A 23,503-nucleotide genomic window follows, 5' to 3' on the forward strand; every position below is an offset into this window, starting at 1 on the left:
CCGCAGCTAAAAAGGGCGCCAAGAAAGGCGCGGCCAAAAAGGGCGCAGCTAAAAAGGGCGCCAAGAAAGGCGCGGCCAAAAAGGGCGCAGCTAAAAAGGGCGGCGCCAAGAAAGGCGCGGCCAAAAAGGGCGCAGCTAAAAAAGGCGGCGCCAAGAAGGGCGCCAAAAAGGGCGGTGCCAAGAAAGGCTAAGAGCGGTTGAGTCCGGCTGGCCGCTGGCTTGCCCAATGAGGGTGAGTTCATTGCCGAGTTCTCTACACAACTATGCTCATGGCAGATCAACAGCCGCAAGAGCAGTGCTGGTAAATTGCGCGACTGGGATGGCGGAACGGATGTCGCTGCCCGGGTTGCGCGACAAACCGCCTTTGAGGCAAAGCAAAGGCCGCTTCGCTTGAAAGAGCAGCGAGGCGGCCTTTAACTGATGTCCGCCGCAAATCACAAGGCCGAAGCGAGAGGCACAATATAGCCCACTCGATTAGCACGCGGTAAAGCCGATTTTCCTCTGTAGACTCAACGAGCGTGCCTCTAGTAGCCTTCTACCACCACCGCTTGAGGTTACAGCTCATCGAACGGCATCGCCTCGTGTTGCCTCCGGCTTTTCGTCTCCCATAGAACCGTACAACTCCACGCACTCGGGGCCCACGCCTCTTTGTGGCTTGGCTGGCGGCGCTGCTCGCAGCGTCACACAGCGCGGCCTCTTCCTGCGACTGCTGCCCCATCGCTTTGAAGGTTTTCCGGCATCCTTCGGCAGAAGTTTTTCTAGAAGGCGCTACTTACGAAACAGAGGCTCATGCATCGAAAGAATACACTCGCATCGCTTCTAAAAGCTTGTTACGAAAATGTAGCGAAAATATGTAGCCGCTCTTGACACCTACAGGCTACGGGTGTAATTTCCCGCTTGGCTAGCGAGTGGCTTCCGGAAAAGGGCTTAGGCGAAGTTGCAGGAAGGCGTCCTTATGGAGCAGAGGTCTTCATAGCTTTCTGGGAAAGAGGCCGTGCCCAGCTCGCGAGTAGCTTCGCCGCGGGGAACAAAAGGGTCTCGCACCCGAAATGCAAATCGGTTTTTCACACCAATGCAACTCCTGCCTAAGCACTCAGGGCGTTCTTTGAACGAGCGCCCTCCGACAGAACGGAAAACGCCAGCCTTGTCCCTGAGCCTGCCACGTCGAGATCAAGCCCCGTCGAGCCGAAGCTCGGCGGGGCCCCTCTTCTCAGTGCGAGCGCCGACGGTTTGGCAAAAGGCAGCAGCGAACTACATCGCTAGTCCGCCATCGACCTGTATGACTTGGCCCGTGATGTAGCGCGCATCTTCGGAGAGAAGAAAACAGGCGACGCGCGCCACTTCGTTCGCCTCGGCGAAGCGTCCGAGCGGAATTTGTGCGAGCATTTTCGCCCGATAGTCATCTGCAAGCGCTTCGGTCATATCGGTTTCGACGAACCCGAGCGCAAGCGCATTAACCGTGATGTGGCGGCTGGCGACCTCTTTGGCGAGCGCTTTAGTCAAGCCGATCACACCGGCCTTGGAAGCCGAGTAGTTCGTTTGTCCGGCCATGCCGACCACCCCGCTGATCGAACTGATATTGAGAATCGACCCGCCCTCTTCCTGCCGTAGCATGTAGCGCAATGCGGCGCGCGCGAAGTTCCACACCCCCTTCAAATTGGTGTTGATGACCGCATCCCAATCCTCTTCCTTCATTCGCAAAATCAACTGGTCGCGTGTGATGCCGGCGTTGTTGACGAGAAAGTCGATGCGCCCGAACGATTCTTTGACGTCCTTGACCATCTTGGCGACGGCCTCCGTCTGCGCAACGTCACACTGCGCGGCAAAGGCGCGCGCGCCCAAAGCCTCGATTTCAGCTTTTAAAGTGTCGGCGGCTTCGGCGCTCCGCGCGTAATTGAAAGCGACATCGGCTCCGCGACGCGCAAGCTCCAGCGCAATGGCGCGTCCGATGCCGCGCGTCGCTCCGGTGACGATGGCTGTTCTTCCAGCGAATGGTCTGTTTTCGACGCTCAACATCTCTTGAACTCTCAAAAATCTCTTCCCACTGCTTCCGTACGACGACGAAAGCGACAGCGCGTTTCCGTCGGTCTCAATCCAGTTTGAGCGAGCGGAGGTACTCTTTGAACTCAGGAGCGAGATCTGATCTTTTCAGCGCGAACTCCACCGTCGCAATTAGAAAACCCAGTTTATCGCCCGCGTCGTGACGCCTCCCCGCGAAGCGCACGGCGTAGAACGGGCGCTTTTCGAGTAACGCGCGCATCGCGTCGGTTATCTGAATCTCGCCGCCCGTTCCTGGTTTGGTCCGTTCGATCTCATCGAAGATGTCCGGCGTCAGGATGTAGCGCCCGACGATCGCCAAATCCGATGGAGCTTCGTTGAAGGACGGTTTTTCAACCATGTCGCGCACGCGATAGACGCCCTCTTCGATCTCGTCAGCATCAAGCACGCCGAAGCGCGAAATGGCTTCGCCCGCGACGCGCATCGTGCCGAGCACGGGCGCGGCGAAGCGCTCATAGACGTCGATCAGCTGGCGCAGCGCCGGAACTTGCGCATCGACGATGTCGTCGGCGAGCATGACGGCGAACGGTTCGTTTTCGACGAAGTCGCGCGCTTGCAAGATGGCGTGACCCAATCCGAGCGCTTCGCGCTGGCGCACGTAGTTGATGCGCGCCATGTCGGAGATGGCGCGCACTTCGCGCAGCAAATCCTCTTTGCCGCGCTCACGCAGGAGCTGCTCCAACTCAAACGAGATATCGAAATGATCCTCAATGGCCGTCTTGCCGCGTCCCGTGACGATGATGACCGATTCGATCCCCGAAGCGACTGCTTCTTCAACTACATACTGGATGAGCGGCTTATCGACGAGCGGAAGCATCTCTTTGGGAGAAGCTTTGGTCGCCGGCAAAAAGCGCGTGCCCAACCCAGCCGCCGGGAAGATCGCTTTACGAACCTTGGTTGCCATGCTTTTCTTCGATCGCGAGCCGAAGCTTGCCCCGTTCTTGACACTCGGTACTCGGTCGGTTAGCTTGAATTTTCTTTCGGCTCAAAAGGCGACAATTTCTATCACAAATTCAATGGGAGCGGCAAATGCTCGATCTTCATTTCGTGCGGGAGAATCTGGAGCGCGTGCGCGCCTCACTCGAAGCGCGCGGCTTTCCGACCGATGCGCTCGATCGCTTCGCCGAACTCGATGCTGAGCGTCGGCGCCTCATCGCCGAATCGGACCGGCTGAACGCTGAGCGCAATGCGGCGAGCCGCGAGATCGGCGCGCTCATGAAAGCAGGACGCCGCGACGAGGCCGAAGCGCGGCGCGCCACGGTCGCGCAACTCAAAGAACGCATCGCAGAACTGGAAAAGGACCGCGACGCGGCCGAAGTCCAAATGCGCGAGCTTCTCGCCACTTTGCCGAACATCCCGCATTCGAGCGTCCCCTTCGGACTGGACGCCTCGGCCAACGTTGAAGTGCGACGGTGGGGCACGCCGCGCTCGTTCGACTTCGAACCGCGCGATCATGTTGAACTGGGAACGCGACTTGGCATCCTCGACCTCGAACGGGCGGCGAAGATCGCGGGCGCGCGCTTTGCGATCTTAAACGGCGCGGGCGCACGGCTCGAACGCGCCCTCATCAACTTCATGCTCGATCTACACACGCGCGCACACGGCTACACCGAAACGCTCCCGCCCTTCATCGTCAACGCGCAGGCGCTTTTCGGCACGGGACAATTGCCGAAGTTCGAAGCGGACCTCTTCAAGCTGACCGATGAGCGCAATCTCTACCTCGTTCCGACGGCAGAAGTGCCGGTGACGAACTACCATCGCGAGGAGATCCTCACGGCAGAGGAGCTGCCCAAAAAGTTCGTCGCCTACACGCCCTGTTTTCGTTCTGAAGCGGGAAGCTATGGGCGCGACGTGCGCGGGTTGATCCGCCAACACCAGTTCGAAAAGGTCGAACTGGTCAAACTGACGCTGCCTGAAACCTCTTACGATGAACTCGAATCGCTGACGCGCGACGCCGAGCGCGTGCTTCAATTGCTCGGGTTGCCCTATCGCGTGGTGACCCTCTCCACAGGCGATATGGGCTTTTCGGCGGCCAAAACTTACGACATCGAAGTCTGGTTGCCGTCACAAAACGCTTATCGCGAGATCTCTTCCTGCTCGAACTGCGAAGCCTTTCAAGCGCGCCGGGCACAGATTCGTTTCCGCCGTGCGCCAAACGCAAAGCCCGAATTCGTTCACACGCTCAACGGTTCAGGGCTGGCCGTCGGACGTACTTGGATCGCCATCTTGGAGAACTACCAGCAAGCCGATGGGACGATCGCCATCCCTGAAGCGCTGCGCCCATATATGGATGGCATGGAAAAAATCGAAACGGTTAGGTGAACACGATCGGGCGCTTCACGCCGACATGATGCAGCACGGACGAGCGAAACGCAGCTTTCACGCGACTTCGCTTCCTCAGCGGTCGAAAATCGGTGTGGAGCCGATTCCCAACCTCACTCGATTCGCAACTCGAACGGCATCAACGCCATCAATTCGCCGCGCCGCACGCGCTCAAAGAGCCGAACCGTTTGCAACATCTTTCGAACGTTCGCGGGCAACGTCGCGAGCGCGGCTTGCACGCGAGCGTCTTCTTCGCTCATCGCGTCGTTGCCGAAGAGCTGCTCGAAGACCGAGCGCGGTGCCGGCTTGACCACTCGTTTCACCCCTTTGTCCGCCGGGATGTTGGCGAGCTTTTTCGCGATCTCAATGGCACGGTCGAGTCCGCCGAATTCGTCAACCAAGCCACGCTCTCTGGCTTGTGCGCCATCCCAGACTCGGCCCTGTCCAACCGAGTCGATGTACTCAGGATCGCGCCGCCGCCCCTGCGCCACTTTCGGCACGAATTCGTCATAGTAGTAGTGGCGCACGATCTCCTCGAATTTAGCCCTCTCGTCCGGCGTGAACGGCTCGGTTTCGCGAAAGAGCCCCGCATAACGACCGCGCAAGATCCATTCGCTATTGACCCCGGTCCAATCGTACAACCCCTTGAAGACGGGCTTGCCGGCAAAGACGCCGATCGAGCCGGTGATGGTCGAAGGTTGCGCGACGATCGCGTTGGCTCCCGCCGCGATGTAGTAACCGCCCGACGCCGCCACATCGCTCATTGAGATGACCACGGGCTTTTTCTCCTTCGCTCCCTCAAGCGCGTGCCAGATCAGATCGGAGTCGTAGACTGTGCCGCCCGGACTATCGATGCGCACGACGATGGCGCGGACCGATTGATCATCGCGCGCTTCGTTGATCTCACGCACCATGGTTTCGGAACCGACGCTTTGCGGACCGAATGGTGAGCTGTTCGAACGCCCCGGCCCGATCGGTCCGGAAGCGTAAATAACGGCGATCTTCTCCCCCTCATTGAGTCCCAAAGATTCCGGCGCGACGCGATTGTATTGCGCAGCCTTGATGGTGCGCAGTTTCTCCGTCGGCTTGTAACCGAGCCGACGCTTCAGTTCAAGCTCTACGGCATCGCGATACGCCACGCCGTCGATCAACCCGGCATCTTCGGCGCGTTTGGCTTGAAGCGGCGCTTGATCGATCAATTCACGCACGGTCTCGGGAGCCAGTTTGCGCGCCGCGGCGACGTTGTTGATGTACCGGGCCAATTGATTGTCGAGAAGCGAATTGATCACTTCGCGCTGCGCCTCGGACATCTCGCGCCGGGTCAATTGATCAGGCGCGTTCTTGTACTTTCCTATCTGGTAAAAATCCGGATAGATGCCGAGCTTGTCGAGCGCGCCGCGCAAGAAGATGACGTTGGCGGCCAAGCCGTTGATGAAAAGATCGCCGACCGGAGCGACGTAAACCCGCTCGCACGCCGAAGCGACGTAGTATTCAGCGTTCGCGCCATAGGTCAGGTAGGCATAGATCGGCTTGCCAGACTGACGAAAGTCGGCGATGGCATCGCGGATTTCGTCCGCCTTGGCCCACCCGATGTCGAGATTCTCTACCTCCAGCAACACGGCGCCGATGCGTCGGTCCGCCTTGGCTTTTTTCAATTGCCAGAGCAGATCCGCAAGCGACTGCCGTCCGCCGTCGTATATCCTCGATGGGAAACCTATTGGGAGTGGGCTTTCAGCGATGTAATCGGGCAACTCGCCGCTGACGCGCACGACCAGCACGCTGTTGTAAGCGACGCTCGGCTCGCCCGGTTCGATGTAGAAATAGAGGACCAACGCGCCGATGAAGAGCACGAGCACGAAGGCGAGAAACAGCCCGGCGAAGATCAAAACGAGTTTGCGCGCGTTCGACATGGCCATCGGTGACTTTGCTACCTCCTCGAAACAGCTTTCGGCGTCAAAAAAAGGCGAAAAAGATCACGCTTATTTACGCAGACCTGGGCGAAAAAGTTCAAGCCGCTTGTCGCCGAGCGCGCCGAGTCGCTGCAGATCGCGACGGCGTCGTCAACTCGGCCCGAAACTTCCGAACTCGCAGATGAATTTCGAAGCAGTCGCTCTATACGGAGCGTCGAGAGCGCGCGGTTTGAAGCCGGTCGGCAATCAAGCGCGCGAGGCCAGCAAAAGGCGCTGGCTAGAGCCGGCTCGCCTTCGTCCGCTGGCCGATGAGGCAAGCGGGGCTAGTGCGCGGGATCCAGCTCATCGCCGAACTTCTGAATAAGCCGCGCTATTGCTCGCATTGTCGTCCGAGAGACCCAGCTCGCCGCCGAACTTCCGAAACCTTTCGACGGATTCTTCACCGCCTGACGCGCACGATCCAACCGCCGCCTAAAACCTCGTCGCCGCGATAAAAGACGGTCGCCTGCCCCGGCGTGATGGCGCGTTGTGGCTCGTCAAAGCGCACGCGCGCCCTTCCCTCGCCCGTCACTTCAATGGTGGCTGGTGCCGCCTCGTGTCTGTATCGGACGCGCACCTCGGCGCGCACTGGCACCGTCGGTTCATCGCACGCGACCCAGTTGACGCCTGCCGCCGAAAATTCGCGCGACAAAAGATCCTCACTCTCGCCGACGATGACGCGGTTGCGTTCGGCATCGATGGCAACGACGTAGAGCGGTCGTCCGTGCGCGATGCCAAGACCGCGACGTTGGCCCACAGTATAGTTGTGTATTCCCTTGTGCGTGCCGAGCACTTCGCCACTGGTGGAGACGATCTCGCCAACAGGCGGCCGTTCCCCTCCTTCAGCTTCCAGATAACGGTCGATGAATCCGGCGTAGTCGCCATCCGGCACGAAGCAAATCTCCTGTGATTCGGCCTTTTCGGCAACCGTCAACCCGAACCGACGCGCTGCCGCCCGGACTTCTTCCTTGGTCAAATCGCCGAGCGGAAAGATCGCACGCGCAAGCTGCTGCTGGGTCAACTCCCAAAGGAAGTAGGATTGATCCTTGTGCCGGTCGCGCCCGCGCAAGAGCTTGTACCGGCCGGTTTCATCATCGCGCACGATGCGCGCGTAGTGGCCGGTCGCCACGCGCTCGCAACCCAAGCTGTGCGCCAGACGGTCGAGCGAGGCGAACTTTAACCGGCTGTTACAAGCCACACAAGGGATAGGGGTCTCCCCGCTCAAGTAGCTTTGCACGAACGGCTGGACCACTGCGCGCTCGAAATCGCGTTCAAGATTGAGGACGTAAAAAGGGAAACCCAACTGCTGTGCGACGCGCCGCGCATCGTAAACGTCATCGAGCGAACAGCAGCGCGATGGCAGCGGCTCGCCGTTTTCGTCGAGAACCAGATTACGGCGCTGATCCCACAACTGCATGGTGAAGCCGATGATCTCATGCCCAGCTTCGCGTAGAAGCGCCGCCGCGGTGGAAGAATCCACGCCGCCGCTCATCGCCACTGCGATCCTCATCTTTCACACACCCCATTCATGCTCATTTGTGAGCAACTATCGCCCGCAGCCGCTCCGTTGCCATCGCGCGAAGTAGCGCATTTATAGCCCTTTATGAAAGTCTCAAACCATCCATTTAACACTATCGCTGGCATTGCTTGCCGAGCGCGTTCCATCCCGAACAAAGCGCGCGCCCTCATCGCGACATGTGCACGGGGCGGTTTGCCGCCGCTTCTGCTGAATGTTAAGATGCACTCTGTTCTTCATCGAGTTTGCACTAAACGATTAAGAATACATCAAAAAAGGGCACACGTCAGCTCGTCGAAGAACGTTTCTCAGGGCATGAACGAAAAAGCACTAATTGAGCGTGCAATCGAGGAGTACCGCATCGCGGATGAACCCTTCTATCTTCCGGTTGGCAACGAGACGGAGTTGTTCGAGGCGGCCTACCATGCTCGTTTGCCCGTGATGCTCAAAGGGCCGACTGGATGTGGCAAGACGCGCTTCGTCGAGCATATGGCATGGCGGCTCAACCGTCCGCTCGTAACCGTCGCTTGCCACGAAGATCTTTCGGCAACCGATCTAGTGGGGCGCTTCTTGCTCGAAGGCGAAGAGACCGTCTGGCATGACGGGCCGCTGACGACCGCCGTTCGTCACGGAGCGATCTGCTATTTGGATGAGGTCGTCGAAGCGCGCAAGGACACGGTGGTGATCATTCATCCGTTGACGGATCACCGTCGCAGACTGCCCATCGAAAAACGTGGCACGGTGGTGGAAGCGCCTCCTGAGTTCATGCTCGTCGTCTCGTACAATCCCGGTTATCAATCCATTCTCAAGGATTTGAAACAGTCAACGCGACAAAGGTTCGTCGCCATCGAGTTCGACTACCCGCCGCCGGAACTCGAGGCCGAGATCGTGGCGCGCGAGGGCGGCATCTCGATCGACGTGGCCCGCGACCTGGTCTTGATCGGCCAGAAGGTCAGAAACTTACGCGGACACGGCCTTGAAGAAGGCGTCTCGACGCGACTTCTGATCTATGCCGCGCAGCTGATCGCACGCGGCATCGCGCCGATCAGCGCCGCCGAAGTGGCGCTCGCCGCCCCGATCACCGACGACCGCGATCTGCAACGCAGCATCCGCGAGATCATCACAACGGTGATCTGAGCGGGATGAGCGCTCGAAACGCAGCTAGAAAAGATCCTCGTCCGTTCGCCAGAAGGGGCTGAAATTCGCGGAGATCGAAAACCGTCTCGCCTCCTTTCCGCGCTTTTTCACAGCGATTCCGGATTTTCGAGCTGAGCGCAAACTCCACCGTCGCGAAGGGTTGGCGTTCCGTCGTTGAGCTTCTTGCTCGCCCCTTCGAGCATTTGTTATAGTTAGCTTCGGTCCAAAAACTTTCGCTGAGTCTGAACCAGAGGGATTTGTCATGAGCACACAAGAACCTTTCGGCAACACGGAACGCGAAACCGATCTTTCGACGCGCTTGACCTATTTTCTGATCGGCGGCACCATCGGCGCGATCGTCGCGCTTCTGTTCGCGCCCAAGCCGGGACGCGAACTGCGAGGCGACATCGCCGACGTAACGCGCAAAAGCGTTGACCGAACGCGCGAGGCGGCGGCGCAGATCGGCGCCAAAGCGGGTGAGTACTATTCCACAGCGACGCAAAAAGCGTCTGAGCTGGCCGAAGCCGCACGTGAAGCTGCTGCGCGTCAAGGCGAGCGCATCACCGCAGCTATCGAGGCCGGCAAACAAGCCTACGTCGAAGAGAAACAACGAGCTGAGCTGCCGGAAGCGCGCGAATCCTGAATCCAGCTCGATGCTTTCAGGCCAAAATTTTGGCGCCGCTCTCTTGCAGCTCAAACCAACTCACAAGGTCGGGGAATAGTCGTGCAAGCTCTGCTGGCTCTTCAAATCAACACCAACGATCCGCTCTTTTGGATTCTGGTCGTCATTGCCATCTCGTTTGTCGTGATCGCGCTGGCGACCGTCTTCATAGCCGTGCTCGTCGGGCGCATGGCGCGCGCGGTTGGAGCGCTTGAAAAGCGCGTCGAGCCGTTGATCGAGCGCGCGACGGCGCTCGGCGAAGAGGCGCGACGCCTCGCGGCTCAAGGGCGCGAGATCGCCGCGCAACTTCATGAAATGTCCGGGCATCTTTCGACCGCGACTATGCACCTTGCGGAATCCGCGGCTATCGTCCGCGATGAAGTGCGCGAGATCAAAGCGCTCGTCAGCCACTCGGTGGAAGCAGCCCGCGACAAGGTCGAAATGATCGGGCGCTCAATCGATGAAACGCACGCTCAAGTCGTGGCGACGACGCGCTTCATTCAAGCGCGCATTGTTGATCCGGCGCGCGAACTAGCCGCTATCATGGCCGGCATCAGGCGCGGCCTCGAAGTGCTTACGGCACCGTCGCCCAAACCGCTCAACCAATCCTACGGGGAAGACGAGATGTTCATCGGCTAGTTTGAACGCTCGTTTGAGGCAACGGCGCCGCGACTCTTTGCGCGCGACACCGCTGAGATCCTCATCAGTTGGGTTGAACTCTCGTCGCCCAAGACTTGCACGGACGCGCAACTTCGCCCTTTCAATAATAGGTTCCCGCACTGGACTGAAGCGCCGTCGGGGAAACGGCTCATACGGATGCGCGATTTTGCCTACTCACCCGTTTAACCCATTTAACAGCGGTCCGTTCCGGCACTTTGACCTGACAACGACTTCACGCTTCCGAAAAGCGCGCCTGCCCGAACGAACGCATAGCCCTTTCAACGAGGACTCTGCGAGTCCTTCTCTCCTCTGGACAACCTTGAAAGCGCTGACCTTGACCTCCTCTCCCGCCTGAAGTCGGGGGATTCCTTCCTGCCACCAGAAGCCTTGTCGCACCCCGAGGAATCGGTCGCGCCAACCGACTCCCCAGCACGCGCGACGCTTGGCATCCGTTCTTTGCACCGCGACTTGAATCTGTGCCGCTTCTCGCGCGCCTTTTGCGAGAGAAATTGCAATCGATGGCAATTATTTCCGCACAAAACCGGCGCAAGATGTGCGGGTTTGAAGTTGCGGTTGAAACCGTGTTATCTGTGAACGGCAACGCGCTCCTGCGGCTCACTGGCGCGGATTCCACGGCATCTAATCAACAGAAGAGATGGTGGAACGCGACGAAGGGCATATGTTCGACTCCGAGGAGACGCGCCCGTTGAACCGAGATTGGCGCGACAGGCTTCGTGCCATCGCCAATCCGAGCGAACGGCAACGCATGTCTGAGTTGTTGCGTCAGCTTCGTCATCTTCCGGCGGATCGGGCGCGCGTGGCGCTGGAAGTGAGCGCCTCTTTGGCGGTCATTAGCTTTCGCGCGAGCGCCGAATTCCTGCGCGCGACGACGGAAGCGGCGCGAATCCTTGACGCCGAAGGGCTGCGTGCTTGGGGCGAAATAGGGCGCAGGCTGTTGATGACCAACCTCGAAGCCGGGCAACAATTCTTCGCCGATGGCGTGGCACATCTTGAGCCGCTTCCATCGGAAGCGCGTCGGCTTCTGCTGCAAGTCTGTCTGCGTCAAATGACGCTCTCGAACTCGATCGCACTAGCGACCTACCGTCAAGCCCCACGCCTCGCACATGTCATCGGCGATGAACAAGCCCTTTGCTTGACGTTTGAGGTCGCGCACGAAATAGCGCGCCGTTCGGCTAAGCACAGCGCCGATTTCTTCCACGCCACCGTTCCAGCAGCTAAAACATTCGATCATTTCGGCGAGCCGGAAGCGACCCTTGTAATGCGCGAAGCCGCAAAATTGGCCGCCGCTTTTGCGACGCGCGCTGGCGGCGTCGCCACAGACTTTTGGGTTGCCCTTCCAGTAGCGATCGCCGGATTGGACGCGGCGAACACAAGGCGGCTCTTCGCACATGCCGAAAGCTCACTCGAGCACGGCGGGGCGGCTGCGCTTCACGCCTTCGTCGCAGGAGGCGAGTTCCTGCGCGCTGCGCCCGAAGCGTTCGACGCGTGGACCGATCTACTGCAACAGGCAGCCGCGCAATCGAACGCCGCCATGATCTCGTTGGCGCGTACTGGGCCGCAAGTCATCCGCGCCATTCAACGCGAGCAACGGACCGGAAGCGCGGCGTTGCACCGCGTCCTTTCTGCCGTGCGTCGCATCGCCGCGCTGGATGCGGAAGCGGCCATTGCGTGTTTTCGTTCGGCGCCGTCGGCGCTGCGCTCTTCAACGATCGAGCAGTTCGAGGTCTGGGCGGCAAACGGGATGCTGCAAGAGACGAACACCAAGGCGCGACGCAGCTACTATGCGCTTGAGACGCGCCAAAGCAACGAGACCTTGCGCGCTGGCACCGGTCTAACGCTCGAACAAGTCGCCGCCACGTTGCGCCTTTACATTGAAGCCTTGACGGGGCGCGAAGTCGAAGTCGCGCCTCTCGTCAATGTGAGGGGCGAAGCGCGCATCAACGACGGTCGCACCATACATTTGCCGCCCAACGTCGCTGAATTCGAGACCGAGGCGCTCAATTTCCGCCTCTACAAAGTTCTCGCCGCGCACGCCGCCGGGCAGATTGAATTCGGCACGCACGCGCGCGGCACGCCTGAACTGCGCGCTGCCTACGAATCGCTGGCGGAACTCTACGCGCCGGAGAACGTCGACGCGCTCGACGCTTTTTCGCTCAATGGCTACATCAACGACCCGACCAAGGGCGAAGCGGCCCTTCCGCCCGAAGAAGAGGAGCGCCTTTTGCGCGAACGTCGGCGCAAATGGCCGGAAGATGGCGATTACCGCACGGTGCTTGCGCTCTTCCCGAAGAAAGCCTTAGCGACGCGCATCTTTTCGACGCTGGAGAACGGGCGCATTGATCGTCTGCTGCGCCGAAAATACCGCGGCTTGGCGCGCGATCTCGATCTCGTGCGCGAACGCTTGCGCGCGACGCGCCCGCGCATCGCCGACCTTCCGGTGAACATCGTCCCATTTGAACTCCTCTTTCAGATCACTCTGTGCGGCGGCGCGCGCGATGAGGCGCGCCAACTCTACGGCCAGATCGTCAGCGAACTTGAGACCATCGTCGCCGATTACCTCGCCAGCCCGACAGCCACGGTTGCCGATACGTTGATGGCAACAAGCCGCGTCTACGCGCTCTTTCGCTCGGTCGCGCCGGACGACTCGGCGCAACAGAACGAAGCCAACGACGAAACGCAAGGGCGCGAGGCCGATCGAGAGAAGGCGTCAGCAGAAGCGCGCGAGGCCGAACCAGAATCGCGCGAGCGCGAACAAAGCCGCGAAGCGCGTGAACTGTTCAACGCTTGGGCGCTCGAAAACCTCGAACAAGACTCCGACGCGCTCGATGGAACGGAGCGCTGGACCAGCACCGAGACGCCAGAGCAGCCGCTCGAACAGGGCGAAACAGCGTATCTTTACGACGAATGGGACCGCGAACTGATGGACCATCGCGTCGCTTGGTGTCGCGTCATCGAAAAACGGGTCAAGCTGGGCGATCGTTCCTTCGTCGAACTGACGCGCGCGCGTTATCGCGGGTTAATCTCGTCGATCCGCAACCAGTTCCAGTTGATGAAGCCCGAAGGCTTGCGTCGCATGCGCGGTGAACTAGACGGCGAGGATTACGACCTGAACGCCGTCATCGACTACATCACGGATCGGCGCGCCGATGGGCAGCAGTCGGAACGCATCTACACGAAGCGCCTGCGGCGCGAACGCAACGTCGCCGTCTCTTTTTTGCTGGACCAATCTTCATCCACCGCACGCACCATCGGGCGCAACCCGCTGCAACCGTACACGCATCCTGGCCGCCGCATCATCGACATCGAGAAAGAAGGGCTCGTTCTGATGAGCGAAGCGCTTGAAGCGGTGGGCGACTCGTACGCCATCTACGGCTTCACGTCGGAAGGTCGGCATAACGTGAAGTTCTATGTCGTTAAAGATTTCGATGAACGCCTCACCGAAGAGATCGAACGCCGCATCGGCGGCATCACCTACCAACACAACACGCGGTTGGGCGCGGCTATTCGCCACGCGACGGCGCGTCTTGCCGCGCGCGAAGCGCGCACGCGGCTGCTGGTCGTGCTTTCGGATGGACGCCCTTATGATCACGATTACGGCGATGCGCGATATGCGCGCGACGACGTGCGCGAAGCTTTGCGTCAGGCGCGGCTGACCGGCATCATCCCGTTCTGCATCACGATCGACCGCGATTCGGAAGCTGAACTGCGCGATCTGTACGGCGAAGTCGGCTACACGATCATCGACGACGTGCTCTCGTTGCCCGAACGCCTTCCCGCCATCTACAGGCGGCTGACGACTTGAACTGGATCACCGCCCTTCAGGCCATCGGAACCGGGCCGAGCTTTGACTTGCGATCGCTAAAAGGGACCGCTTCTGATCCCGCAAGTCCATTCGATTGCCGCGAGTCGCGCCGAACAAGCCTGCTCGATCGCTGACTTCGCGCGAGACGCTTCGGTCGAAACCCGCAACTTCCCTCACTCGTCGCGCGTAAGGCGACCCAGCCCCTTTCAATTCCCATTCAAATGCTCGACGGCGTGGACGATTTGTCGGGGGGTGCCAAGCAAAACCAATACGTCGCCTGCGCTGATCGCGTATTCCGGCCCGGGATTTATTTCGGCCTGCCCGTTGCGAATGGCCGCGATTACGGTAACGCCAGTTGCCTTTCTCAAATCCAATTCGCCGAGCGTCTTCCCGACAGCAGGTGCGCGCTCCTCGATGAGAACCGTTTCGGTCGCCGCCGAACTCAACGCTTCGGCTAACGCCCCCGCTTCGATGATCGGGAGCGAAGGTGAACGAAGCATCTGGTAGCCTTCGCGTCGCACCTCGTTAACATGTTGCTGTATCTCATGGCGCGCGACGCCGTATTCGCGCAGCACGCGCGAGAAGATCTCGATGCTCGTTTCGAACTCTTCCGGGATCACGTCGTTTGCGCCCAACCGCAACAACTCCGGAAGCTCGATCATGTACCGCGTGCGAACGATGATGTGAAGCTGCGGGTTGAGCTGACGCGCAAGCTGCACGGCGTGGCGCGTCGCCGTCGGGTCAGAGATCGCCAACACGAGAACGCGCGCCCGTTCCACACCGACGCGATGCAAAACTTCGCGCCGCGTCGCATCGCCGTAGATGATCCTCTCGCCCTGCGCCGCCGCCTCGCGCACGGCGTCAGGATTGAGTTCAACGACGATGTACGGGATGCCGATGCGGCGAAGCACGCGCGCGAGGTTCCGCCCGTTCAAACCGTAACCGATGATGATCACGTGATCGGTCAGCGGCTCCGCGTCGCCTGAAGTCGGTTCGTCCTCTTCGTCCCCTCTGCGCCCGCTCGCTTTCTCTTGTAAGAAGTAACCGAGGCGCGGCGCGACCTCGATCAGAAACGGCGACGCGATCATGGAGAGTATGGAGGCGGCGATGAAGCGTTGATAATCGCTCGTCGAGAGCAACCCTTGCGGGTATCCAGCCTGCGCCAAGACGAACGAGAATTCACCGACTTGCGCCAACCCAAGCCCGGTCATCAACGAAATGCGCAACGAGCGTCCCAGCGCGCGAACGGCGACGAAGGCGAGCGCCGCCTTGCCGCAGATCAGCGCGATGGTCCACAAAAGCACCGTCGGCCAATCGGCGATGAGCGCACTCAAGGACAGCAACATGCCGATCGAAATGAAAAAGATGCTGTTGAAAACATCGCGAAACGGCAGTATGTCGGCGACTATTTGATGACTGTATTCTGACTCGGATAGAACCAGACCGGCGATGAAGGCGCCAAGGGCGAGCGATAGCCCGATCTCCGCGGTCAACCACGCCGTACCTAAGCTGACGAAGACGATGAAGATGATAAAGACTTCGCTGCTGCGAAGCGCGACGATGTGGCGCAGCAAGAACGGGACCACAGCGCGCGCCGCAAAGATGATGAGAGCGACGGCGAAAAGCGCGATTCCCAAACGCGAAAGGATCGCAACGGGCGATGCGCCGCTTCGCCCGCCAAGCACCGGGATCAGAAGCATCATCGGGATCGTGCCCAAATCTTGAAAGAGCGAGATGCTGACGGCGACGCGCCCATGCGGCGCATCGATCTCGGCGCGCTCGATGTAACTGCGGAGCAAGACGGTCGTGCTCGACACGGCGAAGAGGAAGCCGAAGAAGATCGCTTGTCCGATGGAGCGTCCGGCGAGCAAGGCGATCAGCGCGGTCGCCGCCGTCGTCAATCCGACTTGCAATCCGCCGCCGAGCAGCACAGCGCGCTTCATGTCGATGATGCTCCGAAGCGAAAACTCCAAGCCGATGCTGAAGAGCAAGAGGACGACACCGATTTCCGCCAAAGCTTCGATCGCTTCCGCTTCGCGGATCAACCCCAACCCGTATGGCCCGATTAACACGCCCGCAAGCATGAAGCCGACGATCGATGGCAAGTTGAGACGCCGGAAGAGGAAAACGATCGGCACAGCGACCAATAGCAGCACGAGCAGGTCTTGGAGCAGAGGAAGCGCTTCGCCCATAAACGTACGATCATACATGATCGCAAGTCTTCGAAGAAATCGCTCGCTTTGATGTCGGACCAAAACGCGCATCGATGGCGTTGCGGGAAGCCGTTCTTCTTAAGAGCTGAAGAAAGCGCGAACAGACTCCACCGACGGCGCGCAACGTGCGAGGAGAAGGCTTCGTCAAAGGGTCTTCCCCGGAATCGCCGTCTTGTTCATCGTACCCATCGCGCTTGCGCGCGATTCCGTGGAATCAGTCTTCAAAAGACTCTCGAAGATCACCGTCTTTTTCATCTGTGCTTGAGAAGAAAGCTCTCATTGAGGCCTTCAAAAGATCCCGAAGATCGCCGTCCCTTAAAAGTTGAAGCAAGAAGCGCACTGCGGCTCACAGTCTCCCTCGGTCAACGCAAGTTGAGAAATGATCTCAAACTGCGCTATAAATATTTTTTGCCGCGGAGGGGTAGCATAATCGGTAATGCAGCGGTCTTGAAAACCGCCGCCCGAAAGGGCTTGCAGGTTCGAGTCCTGTCCCCTCCGCCATGCTCTTTTTCGTCCGGCGCTCCCTTCGACGCTCGAACCGAAAGCTGTCATCCCTTCGCGCGCGATCACGCCCTGAAAGAAGCAAGAAAAGCGACCAACCGTCCCCATTCGGTTGCGCATTCGGAAGAAGCGCGGTAGTCTAGACGCCGCTGAGTGAACCGTCATTCAGCCGCCTCTTTCGATCGCCATGAGCACCGTTCGATCTCTGCCGTCACGTCCGGCTGTCACAGATAAGCGCGAAGCCATCCTGCGCGCCGCTATCAGCGTCTTCGCCCGTTACGGCTACTTCAATGCAAAGGTCGCCGACATCGCGCGTGCGGCTGGGGTCGCCGATGGCACGGTTTACCTCTACTTTCGCAGCAAAGAGGAGATTTTACATTCGATCTTCGATCGCACGATGGAAGAAGCGATCGCCGAAGGGCGACAACAGCTCGCTGCGATCGCTGACCCGCGCGAAAAGCTGCGGCGCATCGCACAGCTGCATCTGGAGCGCTTGGGCGCGGACCGCGATCTGGCGGTCGTTTTTCAAGTCGAGCTTCGCGGCTCGATCAAGTTCATGGAAGAGTTCTCCACCGCTGGGCTGGCCGAATACCTCGGCATCATCCGCGAAGTGCTCGAAGAAGGGCAGCGCATAGGAATCTTTCGCGCTGACATGAACGCCAAAATCGCCGCCAAGATGTTCTTCGGCGCGCTCGACGAGATGGCGACCAACTGGATTTTGTCGAAGAAGCGCTACAAGCTCGCGCCGATGGCCGATCCCGTGGTGGACCTTTTTTTGAACGGCGTGAACGCTGCCTAAAAGCGCGAAGCTCTTCCTCCGACGCACCGTTTTCCAAGCGCGCTTTTCACCAGCGCTCGCCCCGCGCGCATACGGCGAGCGCTAAACTCGACCGGTTCTCGAAAGGAGCGAGCGCGTTATGTCGATGACGCAATCACCTGCGGTTCGCCCAGCGCGCGTGCCGCTTACGTCAGATGAACCGAAGACGCTGGTCGAGGTCTTTCAACGATCCGTCGAACGCCATCGCAAGCCCGACATGCTCAACCACAAGCGCGACGGACGTTGGCATGCGATCTCGTCCGAGGAATTCATTGCGCGCGCGCGCCGCATCGCGTTCGGCCTTCGCGCGCTCGGCATCGGCCACGGCGATCGCGTCGCACTGCTGTCGGAGAACCGCCCCGAATGGGTGCTCGTCGATGCCGCGTGCCATCTCGTCGGGGCGGCTGACGTGCCCATCTATCCGACGCAAGCTTCAACGCAGGTCCGCTACATCCTCGACGACGCGCAAGCTCGCGCGCTCTTCATTCAACATCGCGCCTCCTTCGAACGCATCGCCGAGCAGGTGCGCGCCTGCTCGGCATTAAAACAGGTCATCTTCTTCGATCCCGAAGGAGCACATGAAGCGGGGGCCATCACGCTCGTCGAACTCGAAGCGCGCGGACGCGCGCTCGAAACCGCGCAGCCGCGCTTGATCGAAGAGAACGCGCAAGCCGTGCGCCCCGATGATCTCGCCACGCTGATCTACACTTCCGGGACGACTGGCGAACCAAAAGGCGTGATGCTGACGCACGCGAACCTCGTATCGAACATGCTCGATAGCTCCGCTGAACTTCAGTTGAGCGAAGCGGACGTGGCGCTTTCCGTGTTGCCGCTTTCGCACGTCTTCGAGCGCCTTTTGATGTACGTCTACGTCCATTTCGGCGTCAGCGTCTACTACGCGGAGTCGATCGAGAAGCTTGCCGAAAACATGCGCGAAGTGCGCCCGACGGTGATGGCTGCCGTCCCGCGTCTTTTCGAGAAGATGTACGCGCGCATTCGCGAACGCGCTGCCGAAGGCGGGGCGGTCAAAGCGAAATTGCTCGATTGGGCCGTCGGGGTCGGCAAAGAGTGGGCCAGACGAAGGCTGAACGGCGAGCGCGTGCCGCTCGCGCTCGCGCTCCAACACCATTTGGCCGCGCGTCTCATCTTCTCGAAGTGGAAAGAAGCGGTGGGCGGACGCTTGCGTTTCTTCGTCTCGGGCGGCGCGGCGCTTCCGCCCGAACTCGGCTACATCTTCACCGGCGCCGGATTGACGATCCTTCAGGGTTACGGACTGACCGAGACCTCGCCCGTCATCTCGGTCTGTACGCCCACAGCTAATCGAATGGGCAGCGTCGGACGCCCGATCCGCAACGTCGAGGTGCGCATCGCCGCCGATGGCGAAATCGAAGTGCGCGGCCCGAACGTCATGCGTGGTTATTACAACAAACCCGAGGAGACGCGCGCAGCCTTCACCGAAGATGGCTGGTTCCGAACAGGAGACGTCGGCATGCTCGACAAGGACGGCTTCCTGTTCATCACCGATCGCAAGAAGGAGCTTTTCAAGACTTCGGGGGGGAAATACATCGCGCCGCAGCCGATCGAACAGAAGCTGAAAGAATCGCCGCTCATCAATCAAGCTGTGCTCGTCGGCAACGGGCGGCGCTTTCCGGCAGCGCTCATCGTCCCCGATTGGCAGAAGCTGCGCGCGCAAGCCGCTGCCGAGGGCATTTCGCTCGGCGATCGAACGGACGAAGACCTGACACAGGATGCGCGCCTCGTCGCGCTAGTGCAACGCGAAGTGGACCGTTTGATGCGTGATTTTTCGCGCTACGAGCGCGTCAAACGCATCGCGCTTTTAGCGCATGAGCTGTCCATCGAAGGCGGCGAATTGACGCCGACGCTCAAGGTCAAACGGCGCGTGATCGATGAAAAGTATCGCGACGTGATCGAGCGGATCTACGCCGAAGAGACGCCCCGTCACGACAACGGAGAGTCCATCGGTTGAATCGAAAGGCCTTCAGCGAAGAGCCGCGTTTCAGCCCGAAGCTCAATTTCCGCGCCTTTCGCCTACGTCCTTTCGCTCGAACTGGCGTGTTGGCGGACGATCGCGATGCCCTCTGCGACGTTCCGGAATGGTCCAGAGATAGACTGTGCGATAAAGATCCCGCCAAGCGACGCGCACGACCCGCTCCGGCGTCCAATCTCCCATCGTGAAATCGTGCGAAACGATGCGCGCTCCGGGACGCAGCTCGCGCAACGGCTTGGGACGAAGTTTTAGGTTGAGCATCTGCGAAAGGTAGCGCGTAACCACCGTCGCTTATGGGAGCTCGAAAAAGATCGGCGTTGGAAGAATCGGACGCAGTCCGCGACGCCTTACTTGCCGCGCGCGTGCGCGCGCCACCTCGATCATTTTGGGATCTATCTCGATGTCCACAGCGCGTATGCCGTAAAGCTTCGCCGCCGTGATCGGGATGCGGCCATCGTCACTTCCCAGATCATAAAGCAAGTCGTTCGGTTTGATCTCAGCAAGACGCAGCATTTTCATCACCGTCTCCGTGGGCGTCGGGACGAAGATGACGTCGGGCGCATACGGTCCGGCCTTCGCGTGCGAACGAACCGATTGCGCCGACACCGCACACGCAAAGCATGACGAGCGCGCCCCCAAACGGAAGACCAACCATGACCTCGGATCGCGAGCGGTATCCTCGTCGGCTGATCGGCCCTTCGATGACGTCGAGCCGCAATCGGCATCCTGCTGTCACTGAGCGAGCTTTCTGCTCGCTTAAACTCCCGTTTTGTGGCGGCCCAATTCGGATGCATCACGCAACCGTTCCATCGTCCACTTGGCGATGACGCGCCACACTTCATCAACCTTCGCATCGAAGAAATGGCCGACGCCGGGCACGACATGCAGGCACGCATTCGCTTCCGACGGGAGTTCGGCGACGAGCGCGCGCAATGCGGCGACGTCACCGAACTCGTCTCGCTCGCCGTGAACGAAGAGGATCGGCTTGCGACACTCGCGCAGAAAAGAGAAATCGTACATGTTGACGGGCGTGCCGATGGCGATCAGAAAACCGACGCGTTCGTCGCCGATGCCCACCTCCAACCCAACGCGCGAACCGAACGAGAAACCGGCGAGCCCGAGCGGCAACGAAGCATATCTCCCCGCGAGAAAATCGAGCGCTGCGCGCGCATCTTCGCGCTCGCCGATGCCGCCCGCATAATGGCCCGTGCTTTGCCCGACGCCGCGAAAATTGATGCGGAGCGTCGCGCATCCAGCATCTTCCAATCCACGCGCAGCGCGAAAGACGACCTTGTTGTGCATTGTCCCGCCATGTTGCGGATGCGGATGCAAGACGAGCGCCGCGCCGCGTGCGCTGTCACGCGGTTCCTTCAGGATCGCTTCCAATCTGCCGTGCGAGATCGGGATGAAGAGGTTTCCTGCCGGATACACGTTCGATGTGCGTCCTTTGAGCGTGAAATCATTCGAGAGACTAACAAATAGCGAACGCAAAGACAAAGCGCAACGCTGGACCGAAATACGACCGGTCCAATCGTAAGTCAGGGGCTTGATGTTGACCGAGATAGGCAGCGCCCTTCGAGCTTGAAGGCGGAAGGCGGATCATGAGACAATCTCGTGCGTCGGTCACCACGCGGTTTAAAACGGGCACGACGGTTCACCGCGCGAGGAGCCGTTTCGTGTCATCATGAAGAACAAAACAGTTGCGACGTTCATCCTTTTCAGCCTCTTTTTCGTTGCCGATCTGCAAGTTCGAGCACAGACGATGCCGACCAAAGCGCGCGTGCGCGCGCCCGAACTAGCGCCACATAGCGGCTGGCTTAACACCGACCGGCCGCTATCTTTGGCCGCGTTGCGCGGCAAGATCGTGCTTTTGGACTTTTGGACCTACGGCTGCATCAACTGCATCCACATCATCCCCGACCTCAAACGTCTTGAAGCCAAGTACGCTGATCAATTGGTCGTCATCGGAGTCCATTCGGCCAAGTTTGAGAACGAACGCGACACGGAGAACATCCGTCGCATCATCCTACGCTACGGCATTGAACATCCAGTGGTCAACGATGCTTCGTTCGCCATCTGGGAGCGCTACACCGTGCGCGCTTGGCCAACGCTCGTCCTCATCGATCCCGAAGGTTACATCGTGGAAACGGTCGCCGGAGAAGGCCACTACGATCTTCTCGACCGGGCCATCGGCGCGCTCGTCGCTGAATACCGTCAGCGCGGCAAGTTGAACGAAGCGCCGCTCCGCTTCGCGCTCGAACGAGCGAAAATCGGCGACGTGCCGCTTGCTTTCCCAGGCAAAGTGCTGGCCGATGAAAAGAGCGGTAGGCTCTTCGTTGCCGACTCGAACCACCATCGCATCGTCGTCGCGCGCCTCGACGGAACGCTGCTCGACGCTTTCGGCACAGGCGAGGCCGGAATGGAAGATGGACCAGCTAACCGTGCGAGCTTCAGAAATCCGCAGGGCATGGCGCTCGATGGCGATTCGCTCTACGTCGCTGACACCGGCAACCACGCCGTCCGTCGCATAGATTTGCGTGCCCGCACCGTCGAGACCATCGCCGGCACGGGCGCGCAGCTTGCCGATTACTCGATGCGCGAAGGCGAAGCGTCGAAAACAGCTCTCTCTTCTCCATGGGATTTGCAACTAGTCGGGAAGACGCTTTTCATCGCCATGGCCGGACCGCACCAGATCTGGCAACTCGATCTCGAACGTCGGCGCGTGAGCGTGTTTGCCGGATCGGGGACGGAAGCGCGCGAAGATGGACCGCGTGAAGACGCCGCGTTTGCGCAACCATCCGGACTGGCCACCGATGGCCGCACGCTTTACGTCGCCGATAGCGAATCGAACATCATCAGAGCCGTCGAACTCGGTCCCAACGGGCGAGTGCGAACGCTGGCGGGCGGCGATCTTTTCGATTTCGGCGATCGCGATGGACGCACAGATCAAGCCCGCTTTCAACACCCGCTCGGCGTCGCTTACCATCACGGGCAGATCTACATCGCCGACACATACAATCACAAGATCAAGATCCTCAACCCGCGGACGCAAAGCGTTCGCACCTTTGTCGGTGGTCCAGGCCCCGGCCATGCGGATGGCAAACGCCCCAAGTTCTACGAGCCAGGCGGACTGAGCATCGCCGGAGGCATCATCTACGTCGCCGACACGAACAACCATGCCGTGAGGCTCGTCGATATGCGCACCGGCGAAACGCGCACGTTGCCCATCAAGGGGCTGACCCCGCCGCCGACGGCACGCGCTGAACAACCGAAGCCGCCCGATGCGGCGACCTCGCTTCCGGCACAAAAGGTCGCTGCGAGGTCTACAGGTGCGCTCGTGCTCGATGTCGAACTGCCTCCCGGGTATCATCTCAACCCGATGGCTCCGCAGCGCGTGAGCGTCGAAGTCATGCGCGGCAGCGACGTTCTCACCATCGAGAGCGGCAAAAGAGCGTGGCGTGGGGCGGAAGTTCAGCTACCTTTGCGCGTGGACTTTCGAACCATGGCGCCTGGCTTTGCAGAGATAAGCGCAACGGCAACGCTCTATTACTGCCGCGAAGACAACACGGGCCTGTGTCGCCTCAAATCGTTCGCTTGGCGCATCCCCGTCGAGGCTTTGGAGGGCGACGGCGCGCCACGCGAGATTCGCCTGCGCGAGCGCATCGCGCTGGACGAAAAGTGACGCTTTGAGCTGATCTCTTGGTCGCGCTTCAGCACAGTTTACTGAACAAAGCCCGCTTACTTTTGCGGAGATCGGCGAAGATTTGAGGTAGCGAAACATCGTGAATTCGCCGCCGAGTCGCCCTGCGCCTCCCACTTTCAGAAAGAGGTCAAAGCT

The 23,503-nt window shown here is 60.0% G+C and carries 17 protein-coding genes and 1 tRNA gene; 10 read left to right on the forward strand and 8 right to left on the reverse strand.

Annotated features, from left to right (window positions below):
* Positions 1-191: hypothetical protein (locus tag C4334_RS05965; RefSeq protein ID WP_352431170.1), on the forward strand; the 191-nt coding region annotated here is incomplete at its 5' end.
* Between the two features lie 1,060 nt (positions 192-1,251).
* On the opposite strand, the gene fabG is transcribed toward C4334_RS05965, so the two are convergent.
* Positions 1,252-2,016 (reverse strand): 3-oxoacyl-[acyl-carrier-protein] reductase, encoded by a 765-nt coding sequence (gene fabG / locus C4334_RS05970; protein WP_352431171.1) that lies wholly within the window; start codon positions 2,014-2,016, stop codon positions 1,252-1,254.
* A gap of 73 nt (positions 2,017-2,089) precedes the next feature.
* Entirely contained in the window at positions 2,090-2,962 is an 873-nt protein-coding gene (galU, locus tag C4334_RS05975; RefSeq protein ID WP_352431172.1) for a UTP--glucose-1-phosphate uridylyltransferase GalU, read from the reverse strand.
* Positions 2,963-3,087: 125 nt separating this feature from the next.
* Between galU and serS the strand changes: the two genes are divergently transcribed.
* Positions 3,088-4,380, forward strand: coding sequence for a serine--tRNA ligase (gene serS, locus C4334_RS05980; RefSeq protein ID WP_352431173.1), 1,293 nt, complete (start codon positions 3,088-3,090; stop codon positions 4,378-4,380).
* 113 nt (positions 4,381-4,493) lie between these two features.
* Here the strand turns inward: serS and sppA are convergent, their stop codons facing one another.
* Both sppA and mnmA read right to left on the reverse strand, forming a co-directional pair.
* Positions 4,494-6,296, reverse strand: a complete 1,803-nt coding sequence (gene sppA / locus C4334_RS05985) for a signal peptide peptidase SppA (protein WP_352431174.1) — start codon at positions 6,294-6,296, stop codon at positions 4,494-4,496.
* A 433-nt stretch (positions 6,297-6,729) separates the two neighbouring features.
* A complete protein-coding gene (mnmA, locus tag C4334_RS05990; protein WP_352431175.1) occupies positions 6,730-7,839 on the reverse strand; it encodes a tRNA 2-thiouridine(34) synthase MnmA in 1,110 nt (369 codons plus the stop codon).
* A 321-nt stretch (positions 7,840-8,160) separates the two neighbouring features.
* Between mnmA and C4334_RS05995 the strand changes: the two genes are divergently transcribed.
* From C4334_RS05995 to C4334_RS06010, 4 genes are all read left to right on the forward strand, one after another.
* Positions 8,161-8,982, forward strand: coding sequence for a CbbQ/NirQ/NorQ/GpvN family protein (locus C4334_RS05995; protein WP_352431176.1), 822 nt, complete (start codon positions 8,161-8,163; stop codon positions 8,980-8,982).
* A 262-nt stretch (positions 8,983-9,244) separates the two neighbouring features.
* Positions 9,245-9,625 carry a YtxH domain-containing protein gene (locus tag C4334_RS06000; protein ID WP_352431177.1) on the forward strand — a complete coding sequence of 127 codons (381 nt, stop codon included), beginning with the start codon at positions 9,245-9,247 and terminating at the stop codon, positions 9,623-9,625.
* 81 nt (positions 9,626-9,706) lie between these two features.
* Positions 9,707-10,282 (forward strand): hypothetical protein, encoded by a 576-nt coding sequence (locus C4334_RS06005; protein ID WP_352431178.1) that lies wholly within the window; start codon positions 9,707-9,709, stop codon positions 10,280-10,282.
* A 676-nt stretch (positions 10,283-10,958) separates the two neighbouring features.
* On the forward strand, positions 10,959-14,126 hold the full coding sequence (locus C4334_RS06010; protein WP_352431179.1) for a nitric oxide reductase activation protein NorD: 3,168 nt from the start codon (positions 10,959-10,961) through the stop codon (positions 14,124-14,126).
* 206 nt (positions 14,127-14,332) lie between these two features.
* Here C4334_RS06010 and C4334_RS06015 read toward each other — a convergent pair whose 3' ends face one another.
* Complete coding sequence (locus tag C4334_RS06015) at positions 14,333-16,336, reverse strand: monovalent cation:proton antiporter family protein (protein ID WP_352431180.1); 2,004 nt, start codon at positions 16,334-16,336, stop codon at positions 14,333-14,335.
* A 418-nt stretch (positions 16,337-16,754) separates the two neighbouring features.
* Here C4334_RS06015 and C4334_RS06020 point away from each other — a divergent pair.
* The 3 genes from C4334_RS06020 (at position 16,755) to C4334_RS06030 (ending at position 19,644) form a co-directional block, all read left to right on the forward strand.
* A tRNA-Ser gene (locus C4334_RS06020) sits at positions 16,755-16,840 on the forward strand.
* Positions 16,841-17,027: 187 nt separating this feature from the next.
* Positions 17,028-17,639 (forward strand): TetR/AcrR family transcriptional regulator C-terminal domain-containing protein, encoded by a 612-nt coding sequence (locus tag C4334_RS06025; RefSeq protein WP_352431181.1) that lies wholly within the window; start codon positions 17,028-17,030, stop codon positions 17,637-17,639.
* A 118-nt stretch (positions 17,640-17,757) separates the two neighbouring features.
* On the forward strand, positions 17,758-19,644 hold the full coding sequence (locus C4334_RS06030; RefSeq protein WP_352431182.1) for an AMP-dependent synthetase/ligase: 1,887 nt from the start codon (positions 17,758-17,760) through the stop codon (positions 19,642-19,644).
* Between the two features lie 42 nt (positions 19,645-19,686).
* Here the strand turns inward: C4334_RS06030 and C4334_RS06035 are convergent, their stop codons facing one another.
* From C4334_RS06035 to C4334_RS06045, 3 genes are all read right to left on the reverse strand, one after another.
* Positions 19,687-19,926 carry a hypothetical protein gene (locus C4334_RS06035; protein WP_352431183.1) on the reverse strand — a complete coding sequence of 80 codons (240 nt, stop codon included), beginning with the start codon at positions 19,924-19,926 and terminating at the stop codon, positions 19,687-19,689.
* Positions 19,927-19,956: 30 nt separating this feature from the next.
* Entirely contained in the window at positions 19,957-20,271 is a 315-nt protein-coding gene (locus tag C4334_RS06040; RefSeq protein ID WP_352431184.1) for a TRM11 family methyltransferase, read from the reverse strand.
* 150 nt (positions 20,272-20,421) lie between these two features.
* The gene (locus C4334_RS06045; RefSeq protein WP_352431185.1) at positions 20,422-21,096 is read right to left on the reverse strand and encodes an alpha/beta hydrolase; all 675 of its coding nucleotides are present in this window, start codon (positions 21,094-21,096) and stop codon (positions 20,422-20,424) included.
* A 253-nt stretch (positions 21,097-21,349) separates the two neighbouring features.
* Here C4334_RS06045 and C4334_RS06050 point away from each other — a divergent pair, with 253 nt between their 5' ends.
* Positions 21,350-23,347: a thioredoxin-like domain-containing protein gene (locus C4334_RS06050; protein WP_352431186.1), complete on the forward strand. Its 1,998-nt coding sequence runs from the start codon at positions 21,350-21,352 to the stop codon at positions 23,345-23,347.
* The last annotated feature ends 156 nt before the right edge of the window (positions 23,348-23,503 follow it).

Source organism: Pyrinomonas sp. (assembly GCF_040289685.1).
Classification (GTDB): Bacteria; Acidobacteriota; Blastocatellia; order Pyrinomonadales; family Pyrinomonadaceae; genus Pyrinomonas.